The sequence below is a fragment of the Pseudomonas sp. S07E 245 genome, from assembly GCF_019599025.1.
Classification (GTDB): domain Bacteria; phylum Pseudomonadota; class Gammaproteobacteria; order Pseudomonadales; family Pseudomonadaceae; genus Aquipseudomonas; species Aquipseudomonas shirazensis.
This window is the reverse complement of the sequence record NZ_CP080625.1, coordinates 444,048-461,954: the sequence shown is the minus strand read 5'-3', so window position 1 is coordinate 461,954 and position 17,907 is coordinate 444,048. Positions and strand designations below refer to the sequence as shown.

15 protein-coding genes and 1 pseudogene are annotated in these 17,907 nt (G+C 61.1%); 7 read left to right on the top strand and 9 right to left on the bottom strand.

The annotated features are described in order from the left end of the window. The first annotated feature begins 12 nt into the window (after positions 1–12). Both K3F44_RS02195 and K3F44_RS02190 read left to right on the top strand, forming a co-directional pair. Positions 13–2,148, top strand: a complete 2,136-nt coding sequence (locus K3F44_RS02195) for a type I secretion system permease/ATPase (RefSeq protein WP_220634130.1) — start codon at positions 13–15, stop codon at positions 2,146–2,148. A gap of 21 nt (positions 2,149–2,169) precedes the next feature. Beyond that, positions 2,170–3,516 carry an HlyD family type I secretion periplasmic adaptor subunit gene (locus tag K3F44_RS02190; protein WP_220633262.1) on the top strand — a complete coding sequence of 449 codons (1,347 nt, stop codon included), beginning with the start codon at positions 2,170–2,172 and terminating at the stop codon, positions 3,514–3,516. A gap of 1 nt (position 3,517) precedes the next feature. On the opposite strand, the gene K3F44_RS02185 is transcribed toward K3F44_RS02190, so the two are convergent. From K3F44_RS02185 to K3F44_RS02175, 3 genes are all read right to left on the bottom strand, one after another. Then, positions 3,518–4,114, bottom strand: a complete 597-nt coding sequence (locus K3F44_RS02185) for a tRNA-uridine aminocarboxypropyltransferase (protein WP_101317635.1) — start codon at positions 4,112–4,114, stop codon at positions 3,518–3,520. Positions 4,115–4,198: 84 nt separating this feature from the next. After that, a complete protein-coding gene (locus K3F44_RS02180) occupies positions 4,199–5,764 on the bottom strand; it encodes a PAS domain-containing methyl-accepting chemotaxis protein (RefSeq protein ID WP_220633261.1) in 1,566 nt (521 codons plus the stop codon). Positions 5,765–5,900: 136 nt separating this feature from the next. Beyond that, positions 5,901–6,794, bottom strand: coding sequence for a LysR family transcriptional regulator (locus K3F44_RS02175; protein ID WP_101317631.1), 894 nt, complete (start codon positions 6,792–6,794; stop codon positions 5,901–5,903). A gap of 235 nt (positions 6,795–7,029) precedes the next feature. Here K3F44_RS02175 and speB point away from each other — a divergent pair, with 235 nt between their 5' ends. Continuing rightward, positions 7,030–7,980 carry an agmatinase gene (gene speB, locus K3F44_RS02170; protein ID WP_101317629.1) on the top strand — a complete coding sequence of 317 codons (951 nt, stop codon included), beginning with the start codon at positions 7,030–7,032 and terminating at the stop codon, positions 7,978–7,980. Positions 7,981–8,124: 144 nt separating this feature from the next. Beyond that, a complete protein-coding gene (locus tag K3F44_RS02165; protein ID WP_220633260.1) occupies positions 8,125–9,504 on the top strand; it encodes a sodium:solute symporter in 1,380 nt (459 codons plus the stop codon). Positions 9,505–9,568: 64 nt separating this feature from the next. On the opposite strand, the gene K3F44_RS24710 is transcribed toward K3F44_RS02165, so the two are convergent. The 3 genes from K3F44_RS24710 to K3F44_RS02155 all read right to left on the bottom strand — a co-directional run bounded on the left by K3F44_RS24710 (position 9,569) and on the right by K3F44_RS02155 (position 11,342). Further along, positions 9,569–9,697, bottom strand: coding sequence for a PA1414 family protein (locus K3F44_RS24710; RefSeq protein ID WP_256585700.1), 129 nt, complete (start codon positions 9,695–9,697; stop codon positions 9,569–9,571). A gap of 217 nt (positions 9,698–9,914) precedes the next feature. Beyond that, positions 9,915–10,841 (bottom strand): DMT family transporter, encoded by a 927-nt coding sequence (locus K3F44_RS02160; RefSeq protein ID WP_220633259.1) that lies wholly within the window; start codon positions 10,839–10,841, stop codon positions 9,915–9,917. Between the two features lie 96 nt (positions 10,842–10,937). After that, on the bottom strand, positions 10,938–11,342 hold the full coding sequence (locus tag K3F44_RS02155; RefSeq protein ID WP_103436572.1) for a transcriptional regulator: 405 nt from the start codon (positions 11,340–11,342) through the stop codon (positions 10,938–10,940). Positions 11,343–11,483: 141 nt separating this feature from the next. On the opposite strand from K3F44_RS02155, the gene K3F44_RS02150 reads away from it, so the two are divergent. Continuing rightward, complete coding sequence (locus K3F44_RS02150) at positions 11,484–11,756, top strand: hypothetical protein (RefSeq protein WP_101317621.1); 273 nt, start codon at positions 11,484–11,486, stop codon at positions 11,754–11,756. A gap of 90 nt (positions 11,757–11,846) precedes the next feature. Here K3F44_RS02150 and K3F44_RS02145 read toward each other — a convergent pair whose 3' ends face one another. Then, entirely contained in the window at positions 11,847–13,208 is a 1,362-nt protein-coding gene (locus K3F44_RS02145; RefSeq protein WP_101317619.1) for a DEAD/DEAH box helicase, read from the bottom strand. A gap of 105 nt (positions 13,209–13,313) precedes the next feature. On the opposite strand from K3F44_RS02145, the gene K3F44_RS02140 reads away from it, so the two are divergent. Next, positions 13,314–14,615: a mechanosensitive ion channel family protein gene (locus tag K3F44_RS02140; protein ID WP_101317617.1), complete on the top strand. Its 1,302-nt coding sequence runs from the start codon at positions 13,314–13,316 to the stop codon at positions 14,613–14,615. A gap of 576 nt (positions 14,616–15,191) precedes the next feature. Here the strand turns inward: K3F44_RS02140 and K3F44_RS24705 are convergent. Both K3F44_RS24705 and K3F44_RS02135 read right to left on the bottom strand, forming a co-directional pair. Beyond that, positions 15,192–15,314: pseudogene (locus K3F44_RS24705) on the bottom strand (ATP-binding protein); the annotation flags it as partial. Positions 15,315–15,344: 30 nt separating this feature from the next. After that, a complete protein-coding gene (locus tag K3F44_RS02135) occupies positions 15,345–15,848 on the bottom strand; it encodes a DinB family protein (RefSeq protein WP_101317603.1) in 504 nt (167 codons plus the stop codon). A gap of 313 nt (positions 15,849–16,161) precedes the next feature. On the opposite strand from K3F44_RS02135, the gene K3F44_RS02130 reads away from it, so the two are divergent. Then, complete coding sequence (locus K3F44_RS02130; protein ID WP_220633258.1) at positions 16,162–17,817, top strand: GGDEF domain-containing protein; 1,656 nt, start codon at positions 16,162–16,164, stop codon at positions 17,815–17,817. Positions 17,818–17,907 lie beyond the last annotated feature (90 nt).

Here is a 17,907-nt window from a genome sequence, read left to right as displayed (position 1 = left end):
ATCGTGACCAGTATGCAAAATGCCCAGCCCCGGCTGGACGTTGACGATCCGTTGCTCGATGGCCTGTTGATTCTGTGCAAACTGCACGGCTGCCCCGCCAGCCGTGCCAGCTTGTGCAGCGGCCTACCGTTGGCCAGCCAGCGGCTGGGGCCCGAGTTATTGCCCAGAGCCGCAGCCCGCGCAGGCCTGCAAGCGCGGATTCTCAAGCGTGAGCTGGGCGCAATTTCCACACTCAACCTTCCTGTATTGCTGCTGCTCAAAGACGGCCGCTGTGCTGTTCTACAGCGCTTTGGCGAAGACGGCCGCGCGTTGATCCTGCCGTCCGAGGCCGAAGGCGGCGAGCAATGGGTCGAGTGCGAGGCGCTGGAACAGGCCTACGCCGGCCATGCCCTGTTTGCCCGCCCGCGGCACACTCTGGAAAACCTGCGCACCCCGCTGATGCCGAGGGTCGATGCCTGGTTTCGCGACACCTTGCGCCATTCCCGCTGGCTGTACAGCGATGCCTTGCTGGCCAGCCTGCTGATCAACCTGCTGGGCCTGATGGTGCCGCTGTTCGTCATGCAGACCTACGACCGGGTGGTGCCCAACCAGGCAGTCTCGACTTTGTGGGTGCTGGTGGCAGGGTTGTTCATCGGCACCGCCTTTGAAATGGTTCTGCGCATGGTCCGCGCGCACCTGCTGGACCAGGCCGGCAAGAAGACCGACCTGATCCTTTCGGCAACCCTGTTCGAACGCATCACCGGCATGTCGATGAAGGCGCGCCCGGCCACCATCGGCGGCTTCGCCCAGAGCATTCATGACTTCCAGGGGCTGCGCGAGTTTCTCACGGCGGTGACCTTGACCAGCATCATCGACCTGCCATTCGTGGCGTTGATGCTGGTGGTGGTTGGCCTGCTGGGCGGCTGGCTGGTGGTGATCCCGCTGATTGCCTTCCCGCTGGCAGTTGGTTTTGCCTTGATCATCCAGATCCGCCTGCGCGACACCGTGGAAAAAAGCCTGAGCCTGGGAGCAGTGCGCCAGGCCCTGTTGATCGAAACGCTGGGTGGGCTGGAAACGCTCAAGGCCAACGGCGCTGAAAGTGAGCGCCAGTACCATTGGGAGCAGACCAACGGCGCGATTGCCCGGCTCGATGCGCACGCACGCAACCTGTCTTCGCTGGCCAGCAACGGTACGCTGTTCATCCAACAGTTCTGCGGCATGGCAACGATCGTTGCCGGGGTCTACAGCATCATCGCCGGCAACCTCAGTGTCGGCGCACTGGTGGCTACCTACATGCTCGGCAGCCGCGTCCTGGCACCACTGGGCCAGATCGCGGGGCTGATCACCCGCTATCAGCAAGCGCAGCTGACCATGCGCAGCACCGATGCGCTGATGGCCTTGCCGCAAGAGCGCCAGGCCGAGCAACAGGCGCTGGAGCACACCAGCCTCAAGGGCGGCGTGGCCGTCAGCCATGTCAGCTTCCGCTACCCTGGCCAGACGGCTGCGGCGCTGAATGACGTCAACCTGACCCTGCAGCCCGGCGAGCGCATCGGTATCGTCGGCCGCAGCGGTTCGGGCAAAAGCACCTTGGGTCGGTTGCTGATGGGCTTCTATCATCCCGATGAAGGCCAGGTGTTGCTGGACAACCTCGACCTGCGCCAGCTGGACATCGCCGACCTGCGCAGCCAGATCGGCTACGTCGCCCACGACCTGCCGCTGCTGGCTGGCAGCCTGCGCGACAACCTCACCCTGGGGGCCCGCCACGTCAGCGACGCACGCATGCTCGAGGTGGCCGAACTGACCGGCGTGACCGAACTGGCGCGCCAGCATCCGCAGGGTTTCGACCGCCCGGTGGGTGAACGCGGCCAGCTGCTCTCGGGCGGCCAGCGCCAGGCCGTGCTGCTGGCCAGGGCGCTGCTGCTGGAGCCGCCGATCCTGATCCTCGACGAGCCCACCAGCCACATGGACAACAGCAGCGAAGAGCAACTGCGCCAGCGCCTGCTCGACTGGGTGCCGGGCAAGACCGTACTGCTGGTCACGCATCGGACCTCGATGCTGAGCCTGGTCGACCGCCTGCTGGTGCTGGACAACGGCAAGATCGTTGCCGACGGGCCGAAGGATGCAGTCATCGATGCGCTGCGCAAAGGGCGCATTGGCGCCGCGCTGTAGACGCTTTTGAGGAGTAGTCCGATGGCCTTCTTGCGCAGTTATTTCCAAGGTGCCGGCAACACTGCCGAGCGCGACTACATGCCCGAACTGGCCGGCGCCACGCTGCAGGACTCGCCGCGCCTGTCGCGCCTGACGGTATGGCTGGCGGCGGCGCTGCTGCTGGTTGCGCTGGCCTGGGCGAGCCTGGCGGTGCTCGATGAGGTGACTGTCGGTGAGGGCAAGGCGATCCCCTCGGGCAAGGTCCAGGTGGTACAGAACCTTGAGGGCGGCATCGTCACCGAGATTTTCGTGCGTGAAGGCCAGATGGTCGCCAAGGGGGCAACCCTGCTGCGCCTTGACGACACCCGCTTTCTGTCCAACAAGGGCGAAAGCGAGGTCGACCGCTACGCACTGACGGCGCAGGTCGAACGGCTCTCGGCGGAGGCTGAAGGGCGTCCGTTCACCGTACCGGAAGAGATTCGCAGCAAGGCGCCACAGGTGGCCGAGGACGAGCTGGCGCTGTATCAGTCCCGGCAACGGCGGCTGACCAGCGAGAAGCAGACGCTCAACGAACAACTGCGGCAGAAGACCCAGGAACTGGCCGAGTTCCGCTCCAAGGTCGATCAGTACCGTTCGGCGTTGGGCTTGCTCCAGCAAGAACTGAACATGTCTTCGCCATTGGTAGGCACCGGAGCGATTTCGCCGGTGGAAATTTTGCGTTTGAAGCAGCGCACGGTCGAAGCCCGCGGTCAGCTCAACGCAACCAGCCTGGCCATTCCGCGGGCAGATGCGGCAGTGGCAGAAATCAAGAGCAAGATCCAGGAAGCCGATGCCACCTTCCGCTCGGAGGCGGCCAAGGAACTCAACGACAAGCGCACTGACCTGTCCAAGATCAGCGCTACCAGCATCGCCATCGACGACCGGGTCAAGCGCACCACGGTGGTGTCACCGGTGCGTGGCATCATCAAGCAGCTCAAGGTCAACACCATCGGCGGCGTGGTCCAGCCGGGCAGCGACCTGGTCGAGATCGTGCCAATCGAGGACAACCTGCTGATCGAAGCCAAGGTGCGCCCGCAGGACGTCGCCTTCCTGCACCCGGGGCAGACCGCGATGGTCAAGTTCAGCGCCTATGACTACACCATCTATGGTGGGCTGAAGGCCAAGCTGGAGCTGATTGGCGCCGATACCGTGACCGATGACAAGGGCAACGCGTTCTACCTGATCCAAGTGCGCACCGACAAGAATCACCTGGGCGGCGACAACAAGCCATTGCTGATCATTCCAGGGATGGTCGCCACGGTGGATATCATCACCGGGCAGAAAAGCGTGCTCGACTACTTGCTCAAACCGGTGCTCAAGGCCCGCACCGAGGCCATGCGCGAACGTTGATTCAGCAACCGTGGTTGCGCTCGAAGGTGTCGCGCCCCATGGCGCGGATCTGGCCTTCGATCAAAGCGTCGAACGGGCGCAGTAGCTCGTCGAAACACCGCGGCTGCTCCAGCGCGTTGAGCGCCTGCACCACGGCTTCGATGGTGGCCAGGGCGCCCTCCTCCGGCGCCTTGCGCAGGCGATAGCGCGAGGCTGTCACCTGCGCCAGGGTCACCCGTGGCAGCGCTGCCAGCAGCGGATTCAGGTACAACAGCTTGCGCGCCTTGCGCCAGGTGCCATCCGGCACGATCAATAGCAACGGCTGCTCATCAGGTGACGCATACGCGGTCAGTGCCTGCGCCTCGTCACCGGGAAACAACAGCACCGGCCGATACCCCGGCGTTGCCAGCAACTCCGGCAGCTGGGCAAACACTTCCCCCACCCACAGCTGTGCATTGACCAGGCCGAGCGCGGCCAGGCGAGCAGTATTCAGCGCATGCGCGGTTTCACTGGGGTGCTGCAACAGGACGACCCGGGTACGGCTGTCGAGGCGGGGGATCAGCGGGCATAAGCAATGGTCTTGCGCGCGCTTGCAGCGTTCGCAGCGGGGTCTGGACATCGGGTTCTCCTGGAGGGCGCCAGTGTGCCATAGCCACTCGAGAAGAACATACAGCGCCCACGTCCATGTGGGTTCGGGAGGTGGTCAGCGGTTGAAACGTTCGGCCAGGCTGTGCAGGTACTCGGCCATCTGCTCCAGGTCCTGGCTGATCTCGGCGCCCTGCCTGGCCTGTCCGGCACTCTCGTCGCACAGGTGGGATATGCGCGTGATCTGCTGGTTGATGTCTTCGGCGACGTGGCTTTGCTGTTCCGAAGCAGTCGCCATCTGCTGGCTCATGCCGGTAATGCGACTGACCGCCTGGGCAATGCCGCTCAGCGCCTCACGCACCGCTTCGACACTGTGCACGCTGTCGCGGGAGATCTGTTCACCACGGCTAGCCGACGACACCGCACGCTCGGCGCCCGCACGCAGGCTGCTGATGATCTGGTGAATCTCGTCGGTCGAGGTGCGCGTGCGCTGGGCCAGTGAGCGCACCTCGTCGGCGACCACGGCAAAGCCACGGCCCTGCTCGCCCGCGCGGGCAGCTTCGATAGCCGCGTTAAGCGCCAGCAGGTTGGTCTGTTCGGCAATCGACGTGATCACATCGACCACGCTGCCAATCGACTGGGTCTGCTGAGCCAAGGCGTGCACGGCCTGGCCGATGTCATTGACCGCCTCGCTCATGCTGCCCATCGCCTGCAGGCTTTGCTGAGCCAGCTGGCTGCCGTGCTGGGCCAGTTGGTCAGCGTCACCGGCAGCATGGGCAGTGCTCTGCACGTTTTGCGAAACCTCCTGGATAGTCGCAGCCATCTGCGCAATGGCGGTGGCCGATTGCTCGGTTTCGCTGCGCTGGCGATCAAGCATCTGCGCCTGGGCATCGGACAACCCAGCAGACTGCGCTGCGCGTGCCTTGACCCCGACACCTGCATCGACCAGGCGGGTCAGCGCCGTCTGCAAGCGCGCCTCTTCGCTGATGATGGCCAGGTCCAGCTGGCCATGCAGGCCGCGGTTATTGCTGTAGGTCAGGGCCACCAACGGGTCGGTGAAGGCTTTCGGGTGTTCGTCCAGGGTGCGCTGCAGAGCGCGAGCGTGCAGGCGGTTCAGCATATAGCCGGCACCCAGCAGGCTGGCCAGCAGCACGGCGATCGCAGCCTGCGGCGCGAGCCAGAGATAGCCTGCAGTAGACAGCGCAGCAGCGGCCAGTATTGGCCAGCTCTGGCCAACCCCGTGCAGCACACGCGTCGACCACGACACTGCGCGCTGGCCACTGCGCAGGCGGGCGTATAGCCGTTCCGCACGGCTGATCTGTTCACGGCTGGGCACCGAGCGGACCGACTCATAACCACTGATGCGGCCGTTTTCGTACACCGCCGTGACATACGCGCTGACCCAATAGAAGTCACCGTTCTTGGCGCGGTTCTTGACCACGCCCATCCACGGTTTGCCCTGTTTGATGGTGTCCCACATCAGCGCAAATACCGGCGCCGGCATATCTGGATGGCGCACCAGATTGTGGGTTTGTCCGACCAGTTCATCGTAGGTAAAACCGCTGATGGCCACGAATGCGTCGTTGCAATAGGTAATGCGGCTATTGAGGTCGGTAGTGGAAATAAGCCGCTGTTCGTTGGGGAAGGTTCTTTCATGCTCGGTAACGGGCAAGTTCAGGCGCATCAAGGCAATCCTTGCGTGTGCAAACGATGGAAATTCATCAGGGGCCAATCAATATTTAGCAGAGCGAAAGCCTGTCAGCAGGCACTTTTGTAGGAAATTTACCGTTCCTGACGGAGTGCATTCATCCAAGCGTTTATCAGCTGACGTTCAGCTGACTTTTGAGCAAATCACGGAAGGTCTGAATCAATGGTTCGCGGCTACGGCCGCGACGGATGATCAGGGAGAACGGGGCTTGGTAACCAAATGTGGCGGGCGATAATACGCGCAAATCGCCCTTGTCGACCCACGCCTGTGCATAGTGCTCGGGCAGATAGCCGATATAGGCGCCGGACAGGATCAGGATCAGCTGCGCCTCCATGCTTTCCACCGTTGCCGCGCTGTGCTTGAAGCCGTGCCGGGCCAGCTCGGCCTGGCTCCAGTAGCCTCGCCCAACCATGCGCTGCTGGGTAATGACGGGCTCCGGAATCCGCCTCTCGGCGAACAACGAATGGCGGTTGCTGCAGTAAAGCCAATGCTGCTCGCGATACAGCGGTTGATAGACCAGACCGCTCATGCGCGAAGAAAACGCACCGATGGCCAGGTCCAGGCGGTTGTCCTGCACCCCCAGCTGCAGCTCGTATGGACTGGACACCGACAAGTGCAGGTGCACGGCCGGATGCTCCTGGCTGTAGGCGCCAATCGCCTCTGCCAGCGGCAAGGCGCGATCGCCTACGGTCGAGTCGAGCACGCCAAGGTTGAGCGTGCCACGTAATTCACCTTTGAGCGCCGCGGCGTACTGTTCAAAACCATCCAGCTCGGCCAGCAGGCGCAGCGTCTCCTGGTGGAACAGCTCGCCCTTGCTGGTCAGGCTGAAGCCACCGCGGCCACGGTGGCAGAGCACGATGCCTAACCCCGCCTCCAGCTGGCTCATGTAGGTGCTGATGGCCGACGTCGACAGGTTCAGCTCACGTTGGGCATTTGCAAAGCCCTGGTGGCGTACCACGCTGACAAAGATCCGCAGCAGTTTCGGGTCGGGCAGTGACGAGGCCATGGTGGTGATCGGTCCGCAGTGGCAATGGGCAAGTGGCAATGGGCGGAGTCTACCTTGGCGGCGACCTTTAGTTCAGAGATTCCTGAACTAAGTATTTGTCGGTAGCGATTCTTCTCGGCCACCAGCTTGCGCAGACTGCCCGCAATGACCCTGCTCGCCGCCCGCTGCGCTCAGTTGCAGCATGTTGGCCCAGGTTCGAACAACCATAACAATCGACCGACTGATGAGGCCCACTGTGGACAAGACTCTGCACCAACCACTGGGCGGCAACGAAATGCCGCGTTTCGGCGGCATCGCCACCATGCTCCGCTTGCCCCACCTGCAAAGCCCTGAAGGCCTGGACGCCGCGTTTGTCGGCGTGCCGCTGGACATCGGCACCTCGCTGCGCTCCGGCACCCGCTTCGGCCCGCGCCAGATCCGCGCCGAATCAGTCATGATCCGCCCCTACAACATGGCCACCGGCGCCGCGCCCTTCGACTCGCTGTCGGTTGCCGATATCGGCGATGTGGCGATCAACACCTTCAATCTGCTGGATGCCGTGCGCATCATCGAAGAAGCCTACGACACCATCGTCGAACACAACGTGATCCCGCTGACCTTGGGCGGTGACCACACCATCACCCTACCGATTCTGCGCGCGCTGCATAAAAAACACGGCAAGATCGGCCTGGTGCACATTGATGCCCACGCCGACGTCAACGACCACATGTTCGGCGAGAAGATCGCCCACGGCACCACCTTCCGCCGCGCCGTCGAAGAAGGTCTGCTCGATTGCGACCGGGTCGTGCAGATTGGTCTGCGCGCCCAGGGCTACACGGCCGATGACTTCAACTGGAGCCGCCGCCAGGGCTTTCGCGTAGTGCAGGCCGAAGAGTGCTGGCACAAGTCGCTGGAGCCGTTGATGGCTGAAGTGCGTGAGAAGGTCGCGGGTGGCCCGGTATATCTGTCCTTCGACATCGATGGCATCGACCCGGCCTGGGCGCCCGGTACCGGCACCCCGGAAATTGGCGGCCTGACCACCATTCAGGCCATCGAAATCATCCGCGGCTGTCAGGGCCTGGACCTGATCGGCTGTGACCTGGTCGAGGTCTCCCCACCTTACGACACCACCGGCAACACCTCGCTGCTGGGCGCCAACCTGCTGTTTGAAATGCTTTGCGTACTGCCAGGAGTAGCGCGCCGCTAAGGATGTCGACAGCGCGCTCGATTGCAGTCGCGCTGCTTGCATGGGCCAGTGACAGGCCCACCCGTACTTGCTGATACCGCCGGGCACCGTGAGGCTGCCCGGGCACTTGATCTCGCCATAATAATGATAATCGGGAGACCCCCAATGGCCTTGGACATCATCGTTGTATTGATCTATGCCGCCGGCATGCTCGCTCTGGGCTGGTACGGCATGCGCCGCGCGAAAACCCATGAAGACTACCTGGTGGCCGGGCGCAACCTCGGCCCGACCTTGTACATGGGCACCATGGCCACCACCGTCCTCGGCGGCGCATCGACCGTCGGCACCGTCCGCCTGGGCTATGTACACGGCATCTCCGGCTTCTGGCTCTGCGCCGCACTGGGTCTGGGCATCATTGCGCTGAACCTGTTCCTGGCCAAACCGCTGCTGCGCCTGCGCATCTTCACCGTGACCCAGGTGCTGGAGCGGCATTACAACCCGATGGCGCGCCAGGCCAGCGCGCTGATCATGCTGGCCTATGCCTTGATGATCGGAGTGACCTCAACCCTGGCCATGGGCACCGTGCTGCAAGTGCTGCTCGACCTGCCGTTCTGGCTGTCGGTGCTGCTCGGCGGTGGCGTGGTGGTGATCTACTCGACCATTGGCGGCATGTGGTCGCTGACCCTGACCGACATCGTTCAGTTCGTGATCAAGACCGTCGGCCTGATGTTCATCCTGCTGCCGGTGTGCCTGTACAAGGTCGGCGGTTGGGATCAACTGGTGGCGCAACTGCCGGCGTCCAGCTTCAACTGGACCACCATCGGCTGGGACACCATCCTCACCTACTTCCTGATTTACTTCTTCGGCATCCTCATAGGCCAGGATATCTGGCAGCGGGTGTTCACCGCGCGGGATGAAAAAGTCTGCCAGCGCGCCGGTACCACTGCGGGTATCTACTGCGTGTTGTACGGCCTGGCCTGCGCACTGATCGGCATGGCGGCACATGTGCTGCTGCCGGACCTGGCCAACCCCAACAACGCCTTCGCCGCCATGATCAAGACCACCCTGCCTGACGGCATTCGCGGCCTGCTGATGGCTGCCGCGTTGGCGGCGATGATGTCGACCGCGAGTGCCGGCCTGCTGGCGGCCTCGACCACGGTCACCGAAGACCTGCTGCCCAAGCTGCGCGGTGGCAAGCAATCGAGCCTGGCCACCAGCCGCTTGTTCACCCTACTCACCGGCCTGGTGGTGTTGGCCATCGCCCTGGCAGTGAATGATGTAATCAGCGCTCTGACCTTGGCCTACAACCTGTTGGTGGGCGGCATGCTGATCCCGCTGATGGGCGCAATTTTCTGGAAACGCGCAACTACCGCAGGAGCCATCGCCAGCATGTCGCTGGGCTTTGCCACCGCGCTGTTGTTCATGGTCAAGGATGGCCTGGATGCCAATACGCCGATCTACTACAGCCTGGCGGTTGGCCTGGTGAGCTTTGTGCTGGTCAGCCTGCTGTCGCGGCGGCCGGTGGCTAGCGCAAATCTGGCCTGATTTGACTGCACTGCGCTGAAAAGACAAAGGCCGCTGCATAGTCAAATGCGGCGGCCTGTTCGTTTCAACGGCGACGAGGCTGGCGTTTGCGCTGCTCTTCGTCGGTGGGGATCGGCACCGGTTGCAGCGGTGGCGGTATCAGACCCAAGGCGACAGCCAGGTCATGGAGCCAGTTGAACAGTGGTGTTTTCATAGTGCCCCCTTCACGGGTCAGCCTCACGGCAAATCGATCATTCGATGTTTCATACAGATCATAGTCCTATGTCCTGCATTACGCATGCGTCTAATCCTATACATAAGGCCGATTTTGACAGGGATCAAGCAGCGGCGGGCTGTTCCGACCGCCGGTCAACTGTTTCTCCCTGTTGCAAGCGGCGTTTGGAGGGGGGTTGCTGCGACATTTAACCGCCTCAACCAACCACCTTGCGCAACTGCCGACGCACCCAAGGCTCAGCGCTGACCAACACTACTCCGGCTAAAACCATCAACGCACCGAGCACAAAATTCACGCTCAACGGCTCACCCAGCAATAGCACGCCAAAGGTCACGCCAAACAGCGGAGTAATGAAAGAGAACACCGCAAGGTTCGAAGCCAGGTACTTCCGCAACAACCAGAACCAGGTCAGGTAACTGACAAACGACACCACCACGCCCTGGAAAAACACACTGCCCATCGCCAGCGGCGTAAGCGTGACCATGCCGATCTGCCCAGTGAGCAGAGCAATCATCAGCAATCCGACAAAACCCACCATCAACTGATAGAACAAGGTCAGGGTCGCCGGCGCTTCAGACAACCGCGAGCCGCGCACGACCACAGTAGTAGCTCCCCAGGCCAAGCCAGCCAGCACACCGAAGGCATCACCCAGCAGCGTTCGCCCATCAATCTGATCCAGCTGCACGCCTCCCGCAAACGCTAACGCAATACCCGCGAACGACAGCAGGATGCCCAGCCACTGCAGCAACCTGAGGCGCTCGCTGGGCAGCATGAAGTGCAAACCCAAGGCGGTAAAAATCGGCGCGGTATACAGGAACACCGACATATGTGCCGCCGAGGTCAGCTTGAGCCCCTCGGCAATGAACATGAATTCCAGGCCAAACAAAGCGCCCGCCAGCAACCCCGCACGCCAAGTGCTACCCACCTGCCCCCAGCCGCCCCTCCAGCAGATCAGCAGGCCGACCAGCAGCGCAGCGATGCCAGAGCGAAACGCCGCCTGCATCACTGGCGCGATATCCGCAGCGGCCCATTTGATCATGACCTGCTGACTGCCCCAGATCAGACACAAACCGAGCATCAATTGCAGGGCAAAGGCATCAGGGTTCTTGCGGGCCGCGCTCATAGGCGGGCCTCGGTGTGATACGCAGGCATGGGCAAGGCTCGGCAGATAAGTGGATCAGACTGCGATTATCGGACGCCGAAGCCCGGCCCGGCCAGCCTAAATTGCACCGCCAGCGATTTGCGCCTTCGACGACACGTGATCGAAGGTCGGCTGATCCAGCGCATCGGCTTGCTCATCCAACACCTGACGCGGATGCTCGAAGCCGGGGATGCTGCTGTCGATCATGCTGAGCAGGCGCGAACCACGCTCGGTGAGCACGAAATTTTCACCGTTACCGCCCTCTTCTTCCGGGCGGCTTGCAATGTAGCCGCGATCGAGCAGAAGCTTTTCGTATTCGCAGGCGCGGGTTTTCAGCTGGTCCAGGTCACCCACCGGCTGGCCTTTGGCAGCCAGCGCGGCGGCGTGTTGTTCGGCGTAAGGGCGAGGCGTGAAGCTTTGTTCAGCGCCGTTTTGCACTTCGTGCAACAGGCGTTCGATCAAATCCCAGTCGTAGTGGCTCATGGCGATGGCTCCTTGCTGTGGACGGAAAGAGGTATACAGAGTGGGACATGCGGGTGTTGGCAAGCGTTCAGAAGGCCTGACCACATGAACTTTCCAGCCGCTGGCCCCTCAACCGGATAACGCCAACAAGGAGGTCAACCCGTGAAAATCCTAAGCAGCTGTGCAATTGCTGTCGGTCTGTGCATCGCCCTGCCAAGCTGGGCCTGCACGCCGGAAGAAGCCACCGCCAAACGCGAAGAGCTGGCCAAGGTGGTCAGCCAACTGACTGAGCAAAACCCGCAAAAGGCCAAGGAAATCAACGACGAGTTGCAGGGCATGGACCTGGCGACTGAAAGCAAGGATGTGCCGGACAAGTGCCAGCTGATCGAGCATCGTCTGCAGGAGCTGAAAACTGCGGAGAAGAAAGCGGAGTGATCAGTCGCAACGCCTGCGGCTAGATCAACTGCAGCCCGCCGCTGAAGGGCGGGCGCAGATCAGGGGCCGCGAACGCGACCCCGGAGGGACTTACTCTGGCTTGGGCGCGCGCTTTTTCAGCGGAGCCATGCCATCGACACTGGCCAATGGCGCGTTAGGACGCGGCTTGGCAGTTGGCTTGCGCTTGGCAGCAGCCTTCTTCTCGCCGGTCTTCTTGTCGACTTTTTTCTTCTTGACGCCGACGGCCTTGCCGGACGCCTTGACCTTCTTCGGCCCGTTGTAAGTGCCTTTGACTTCCTTGATCAGGCGGCGCTGGAACTGCTGCTTGAGGTAGCGCTCGATGCTGGACATCAAGTTCCAGTCGTTATGGGTGATCAGCGAGATCGCCAGACCTTCCCCACCCGCACGGCCGGTACGGCCGATACGGTGTACGTACTCGTCACCGCTGCGCGGCATGTCGAAGTTGATCACCAGATCGAGGCCGTCGATGTCCAGGCCACGGGCCGCTACGTCGGTTGCTACCAGCACCTTGGAGCCGCCTTGCTTGAAGCGCTCGATGGCCAGTTTGCGGTCTTTCTGGTCCTTGTCACCGTGCAACACGAACGCTTTGATGTCCTTGGCCACCAGGTGACCATAGACACGGTCGGCAGCTACGCGGGTGTTGGTGAAGATGATCGCCTTCTGGAAGGTTTCGTTGTCCAGCAGCCAGTGGATGATCTTCTCTTTGTGCTGGTCATGGTCAGCCATGATGATCTGCTGACGGGTGCCCTCAGCCAGCTGCGAGACGCTGTTGAGCATCAGGTGCTCTGGATCCTTGAGGATCTTGCCGATGATATCGCGCAGCGCGGCGCCGCCGGTGGTGGCAGAGAACAGCAGGGTCTGCTCGCGGTTCTCGCACTCTTTGCACAGACGCTCCATGTCTTCGGCAAAACCCATGTCGAGCATGCGGTCGGCTTCGTCCAGTACCAGCACCTGCACATGCGACAGGTCGAGGTTGCCGGCGTTGAGCTGCTCGAGCAGGCGCCCTGGGGTGCCGATCAGCACGTCCGGCACCTTGCGCAGCATGGCCGCTTGTTCCTTGAAGTCTTCACCGCCGGTGACCAAACCCGACTTGATGTAGGTGAACTGAGAGAACAGCTCGACCTGCTTGAGGGTCTGCTGAGCCAGCTCACGGGTCGGCAGCAGGATCAGCGCACGGATCTCGACGCGCGGGCCGCCCAGGTCAGCCAGGCGGTTGAGCATCGGCAGGACGAACGCAGCGGTCTTGCCGCTACCGGTTTGTGCCGTTACCCGCAGGTCTCGCCCTTGCAACGCCAAGGGGATGGCCGCCGCCTGTACCGGAGTCGGCTCGACAAATTTCAGCTCGGCCACGGCTTTAAGGATGCGTTCATGCAGGGCGAATTGGGAAAACACGGGGGTAACCTCGGGCAAGTGCGTAAATTCAAGTTGCATAGGGTACCGTTTTCCGCCGCCAGAACCGAATTTCTTTTGGCAACTTTGCCCCGATCCGCGCTCTAATTGACCCTCGTTCCGCAATACAGACCGCTTTTTTAGCCTATGGACATTCAACGACTCTGGTTCAACGCCCTTGATCTCTGGGGCACTCTCGACCAACACCCGACCTTGCACGCCGCCATTGGCCTGGGTGTACTGCTGCTGGTATCGCTGATTCTCGGCCGCCTGGCGCGGTTTCTGGTGCTGCATGCCAGCCGCCTGCTGGCCCGCCAACAAGCCCTCAGGTGGTTCGACGACCTGCGCCACAACAAGGTATTTCATCGCCTCGCGCAAACCACGCCGTCGCTGATCATCCAGTTCGGCCTGAAGCTGGTGCCGGAGCTCGGCGCCACCGCCCAGCACTTCCTGGGCAACGTCGCGCTGGCCTTCACCCTGCTGTTCATGACCTTGGCGCTGGCATGCCTGCTCGATGCCCTGCTCGACATCTATGCGCGCACCGAACACGCCCGCACCCGCTCGATCAAAGGCTACGTGCAACTGGCCAAGATGGTGCTGTGGGTATTCAGCATCATCGTCATCATTGCCACCCTGATCGACCGCTCGCCGTTATTGCTGCTATCGGGCCTGGGCGCCATGTCGGCGGTACTGCTGTTGGTCTATAAAGACACCCTGCTGTCGTTCGTCGCCAGCGTACAGTTGACCAGCAACGACATGCTGCATGTCGGCGACTGGATCGAAATGCCTCAGGTCGGCGCCGACGGTGACGTGGTCGACATCACCCTGCACACGGTCAAGGTGCAGAACTTCGACAAGACCATCGTCTCCATCCCCACCTGGCGCCTGATGAGCGAGTCGTTCCGCAACTACCGCGGCATGCAGCAATCCGGCGGCCGCCGGATCAAACGCAGCGTGTTCATCGACGCCGCCGGCGTACGCTTCCTCACCCTCGAAGAAGAGCAGCGCCTGGCCGGCGTACGCCTGCTGGGCGACTACCTGGCGAGCAAGCGCAAAGAGCTGCAGGACTGGAACGAAGCCCAGGGCCTGGTCGCCGACCTCTCGGCCAACCGACGCAAGTTGACCAACATCGGCACCTTCCGCGCGTTTGCCCTGGCCTACCTGAAAGCCCACCCCGACGTGCACCCGAATATGACCTGCATGGTCCGCCAGATGCAGCCCACCGCCGAAGGCGTGCCACTGGAAATCTACTGCTTTACCCGCACGACCGCGTGGGCCGAGTACGAGCGGATTCAGGGCGATGTGTTCGACTATCTACTGGCGGTGCTGCCGGAGTTCGGCCTGAGTGTTTATCAGCAGCCGAGTGGTAATGACATGCGGATTGGCCTGGCCGGGCGTGCGGCGCCTGAGCCGGCGCCGCGGCGGCTGGAAGAGATGAGTGAGGCGTGAAATTTGCGCCAAATCGCAGGTCTGACGGTCCGTTGACCTGCCTTTCACTTAGTTTTCACGAACCACTTGGCAATCTATAGCCATCCCTACGTGATAGACCTTGGCCCGCCTAGCAGCGGGCTTTCTTTTGCCTGCGATTCTTGGTCAGGGCGTTCAATACAAGCCGCATTGACCCCGTCCTAATCTGGCGCAGGACGGCGCTGGTGGAAGACATTGATTCCGCATTTGGAGCAGAAGTAATTGCAGCCTTACACGACTGGCTGTGAAGGGTCTAAACCAGAGGGTCGAGGATGACCGCTTTCGACCCATAGCTGCCCTTCAAGGAGGGCAGAAATCGGCCAAAAGCGGACAGTCCCACTGGGACTGGGCTGGTATCCCTGAGGCTCGAAGGCATCTATGAAACTCGGGGCGATTCATTTTTAACATTCTCGTCTGCCCCTCAAAACGGGGCCGAATGGCAGCAATTGGCCGAAAGTAACCAGTCTTGAGCGTCCGCCTCTGGTCGGTAACTGTCTTCCGCGAATGGCCGCTATGGGTAGATTGCGGACATTGGATTTAATGCCGAAGCGGTCAGGTTCAGTGTGTTTCGATCTCGAGACCTTCTCCTTCGCTGGACGACTGAAAGTAGTAGTTGATCAGCTCAAACTCGGCGTCGGTTGCCGCGAAGTCATGCTCCCCTCTGGCTTTCGCTGACACCAGCAGAAGATCTCGAAACACTGGATGTCGCGTCTATCCAGATGCCGACTGGCGACGCTGCGGTTCGGCGCGATGAATGAACACGGTGTAGGTATCAGCCGGACGTTTGCCTCCGACCAGATCAAGCGCATGGCCAATCGCGCCCCGGTGATAGGTGCCGTGGTTGATGAGGTGGAAGAGGATTTCCTGGCGCGTCAACGTCCCATGCTGCCCATCCGAAAACACAAAACTTACAGTGCTGCAAAGCTCCGTCGGGGTAATGCGCGCCAGGTAATCGGTGGCCCACGCGTCGCATGCGGTCAGGCGCTGTGTGAGGGCGTGCAGATCAGGAATGACCGCGGTATTAGTTGCAGGATGCGGCGCTTGCTCGCCCAGCAGGCGAGCTTTGAACAATTCCTCGACTATGACCATATGGTTGAGCTGTTGGCGCATGAATTCGAACGCTGGCGTGGCCTGGCCCTTTCCTTCAAAGTCTGCCAAAGCGGCCAAGGTGCGCTCATCGGCCCACACTTTATAGCGGTAGGCATCCTTCAACATTTTCCCTCCTTACGCGTCGATCCAAATTCAGCGAAAGGGTAGCAGTGGTGTGTAGGTGGCAGCTGTTAACCGTTAGCCGGCCTGGGCGAACAGCCGCTTGGGGTCGAAAGCTGTCGGGCCCGACCGACCCTTTTTGGCCAGTAGTTGCCTGTTAGAGGGAATCAGGCGCCAGCCACGCCGAAGCAAAGATAACGGCCGCTTTGGTCATCGTGGCTGGCGATTGCTGGCCCTGCATGCGCGATGTCACAATGCCGACCCATGCCCTGCAACGCCTTGCACGCTCAACCATGAGCGCGATTAACGGACCTTCACGATGCCCAGCCTCCGTTGCTGTTCTAACGCGCTCGACCGGCCGGAGAGAGTTCTGCTGGTTCGGCTGCGTCGACTGCTGTGTTTTGTGCTGCTGTCGGCTCAGGCTGCGTGGGCGAGCCCTGTCACTCAAGACAATAGTGCTGCGCAAGTGATTGATGTACAGCTACGTTGGAAACATCAGTTCCAGTTCGCGGGCTACTACGCCGCCATCGCTCAGGGCTATTACCAGGAAGAAGGGCTGGACGTGCGCTTGCACGAAGGCGGCCCCAATGTCACACCGGTCGAAGAAGTGCTCTCTGGGCGTGCCCAGTACGGCGAAGCCAATAGTGAATTGCTCTACGCACGCCTGCATGGAAAGCCCTTGGTAGCTCTGGCGGTGATTTTTCAGCACTCACCTTCTGTGCTCGTGGCTCGTACAGATCAAGGTGTTCGCACTGTGCACGACCTGATCGGGAAGCCGTTGATGCTGATGAATGCGCAGACAGATGCCGATTTTCTGGCGATGTTCCGTAGCGAAGGTATAGCCCTCGAAAAACTACAGCTGATACCCAGCAGTTTTCAAATTGGGGATCTGGCCAGCGGTAAAGTGACGGCGTTCAACTCATACCTGACCAACGAGCCCTTCTACCTGCAAGAACGGGGCGTGGCATACAACATCATCTCGCCCGTTACTTACGGGATCGACTTCTACAGCGACATCCTGTTCACCAGCCAGGCCGAGATTGACGAGCATCCACAGCGCGTCGAGGCCTTCCGCCGCGCCACGCTGCGCGGCTGGCGCTACGCGATGGATAACCCAGAGCAAATCATAGACCTGCTGCTCAATCAGTATTCGGTGGAGAAAAGTCGCGCGCACTTGCAATTCGAAGCTGAGGCCATGCGTCCGCTAGTGGTATCTGACCTGATCGAGATCGGTCATATGAACCCAGGGCGCTGGCAACGTATGGCTGAGACTTTCCTCGAACTGGGCATGGTCGACAGTATTGCCGGATTGGAAAACTTCATCTACGACCCCAACCCGCCGCAACTCGTCGAGCGACTGCGCAAGACCATTGTTCTGGTCAGCATCGGCTCTGCGCTTGTCCTGATGTTCGCTCTGATTCTGTTGAATGCCCAGCGCCATCTACGCAACGAGATAAAGTTGCGCAAACTCGCACAAGAGGAAGTACACAAGCTGGCTTTCTATGACAGCCTGACTGGCTTACCAAATCGAAATAGTTTTATTCCCTTCGCTAGTCAGAGGCTGCTCGACGCAAAGAAGCGTGGAGAGCATCTGGCCTTGTGCTATATCGACTTGAATCACTTCAAGCAGATCAATGATCGTTATGGCCACCAGGCGGGCGATGCCATGCTGATCCACGCAGCCTCGGCAATCAAATCCAATATTTGCGAGTTTGAAATAGCGGCGCGCATGGGCGGTGATGAATTTGTCGTGCTGCTCGACGGCGCGCATCACCGAAACGATATCCAGCGCGTCACCGGGGAAATCTGCGAAGCCGTCGCCTTGCCCATTCCATGGGGAAACAGCCAAATCAAGGTTAGCGCCAGCCTAGGGGTGGCGTGGTATCCGGAAGATGGTGAAGACCTCGACGATTTGATTTTCAAGGCTGACACCGCCATGTTCCAAAGCAAAGCCAGTATCGCTGCGCAGGCTTGAAGCTGCTGCAGACGCAGCCCGAGCAGGGCAGCGCGCTGTCCACGCTGATAGCATCGATCAACCGGCAGTTTCGGAAGCCGAGTAGACAAG

Coding starts and splice junctions, on each gene's coding strand:
- K3F44_RS02140 (WP_101317617.1), top strand. CDS start 13,314: ATGGACATTCAACGACTCTGGTTCAACGCCCTTGATCTCTGGGGCACT.
- K3F44_RS02190 (WP_220633262.1), top strand. CDS start 2,170: ATGGCCTTCTTGCGCAGTTATTTCCAAGGTGCCGGCAACACTGCCGAG.
- K3F44_RS02145 (WP_101317619.1), bottom strand. CDS start 13,208: ATGCAACTTGAATTTACGCACTTGCCCGAGGTTACCCCCGTGTTTTCC.
- K3F44_RS02175 (WP_101317631.1), bottom strand. CDS start 6,794: ATGGCCTCGTCACTGCCCGACCCGAAACTGCTGCGGATCTTTGTCAGC.
- K3F44_RS02165 (WP_220633260.1), top strand. CDS start 8,125: ATGGCCTTGGACATCATCGTTGTATTGATCTATGCCGCCGGCATGCTC.
- K3F44_RS24710 (WP_256585700.1), bottom strand. CDS start 9,697: ATGAAAACACCACTGTTCAACTGGCTCCATGACCTGGCTGTCGCCTTG.
- K3F44_RS02180 (WP_220633261.1), bottom strand. CDS start 5,764: ATGCGCCTGAACTTGCCCGTTACCGAGCATGAAAGAACCTTCCCCAAC.
- K3F44_RS02155 (WP_103436572.1), bottom strand. CDS start 11,342: ATGAGCCACTACGACTGGGATTTGATCGAACGCCTGTTGCACGAAGTG.
- K3F44_RS02135 (WP_101317603.1), bottom strand. CDS start 15,848: ATGTTGAAGGATGCCTACCGCTATAAAGTGTGGGCCGATGAGCGCACC.
- K3F44_RS02160 (WP_220633259.1), bottom strand. CDS start 10,841: ATGAGCGCGGCCCGCAAGAACCCTGATGCCTTTGCCCTGCAATTGATG.
- K3F44_RS02130 (WP_220633258.1), top strand. CDS start 16,162: ATGCCCAGCCTCCGTTGCTGTTCTAACGCGCTCGACCGGCCGGAGAGA.
- K3F44_RS02195 (WP_220634130.1), top strand. CDS start 13: ATGCAAAATGCCCAGCCCCGGCTGGACGTTGACGATCCGTTGCTCGAT.
- K3F44_RS02185 (WP_101317635.1), bottom strand. CDS start 4,114: ATGTCCAGACCCCGCTGCGAACGCTGCAAGCGCGCGCAAGACCATTGC.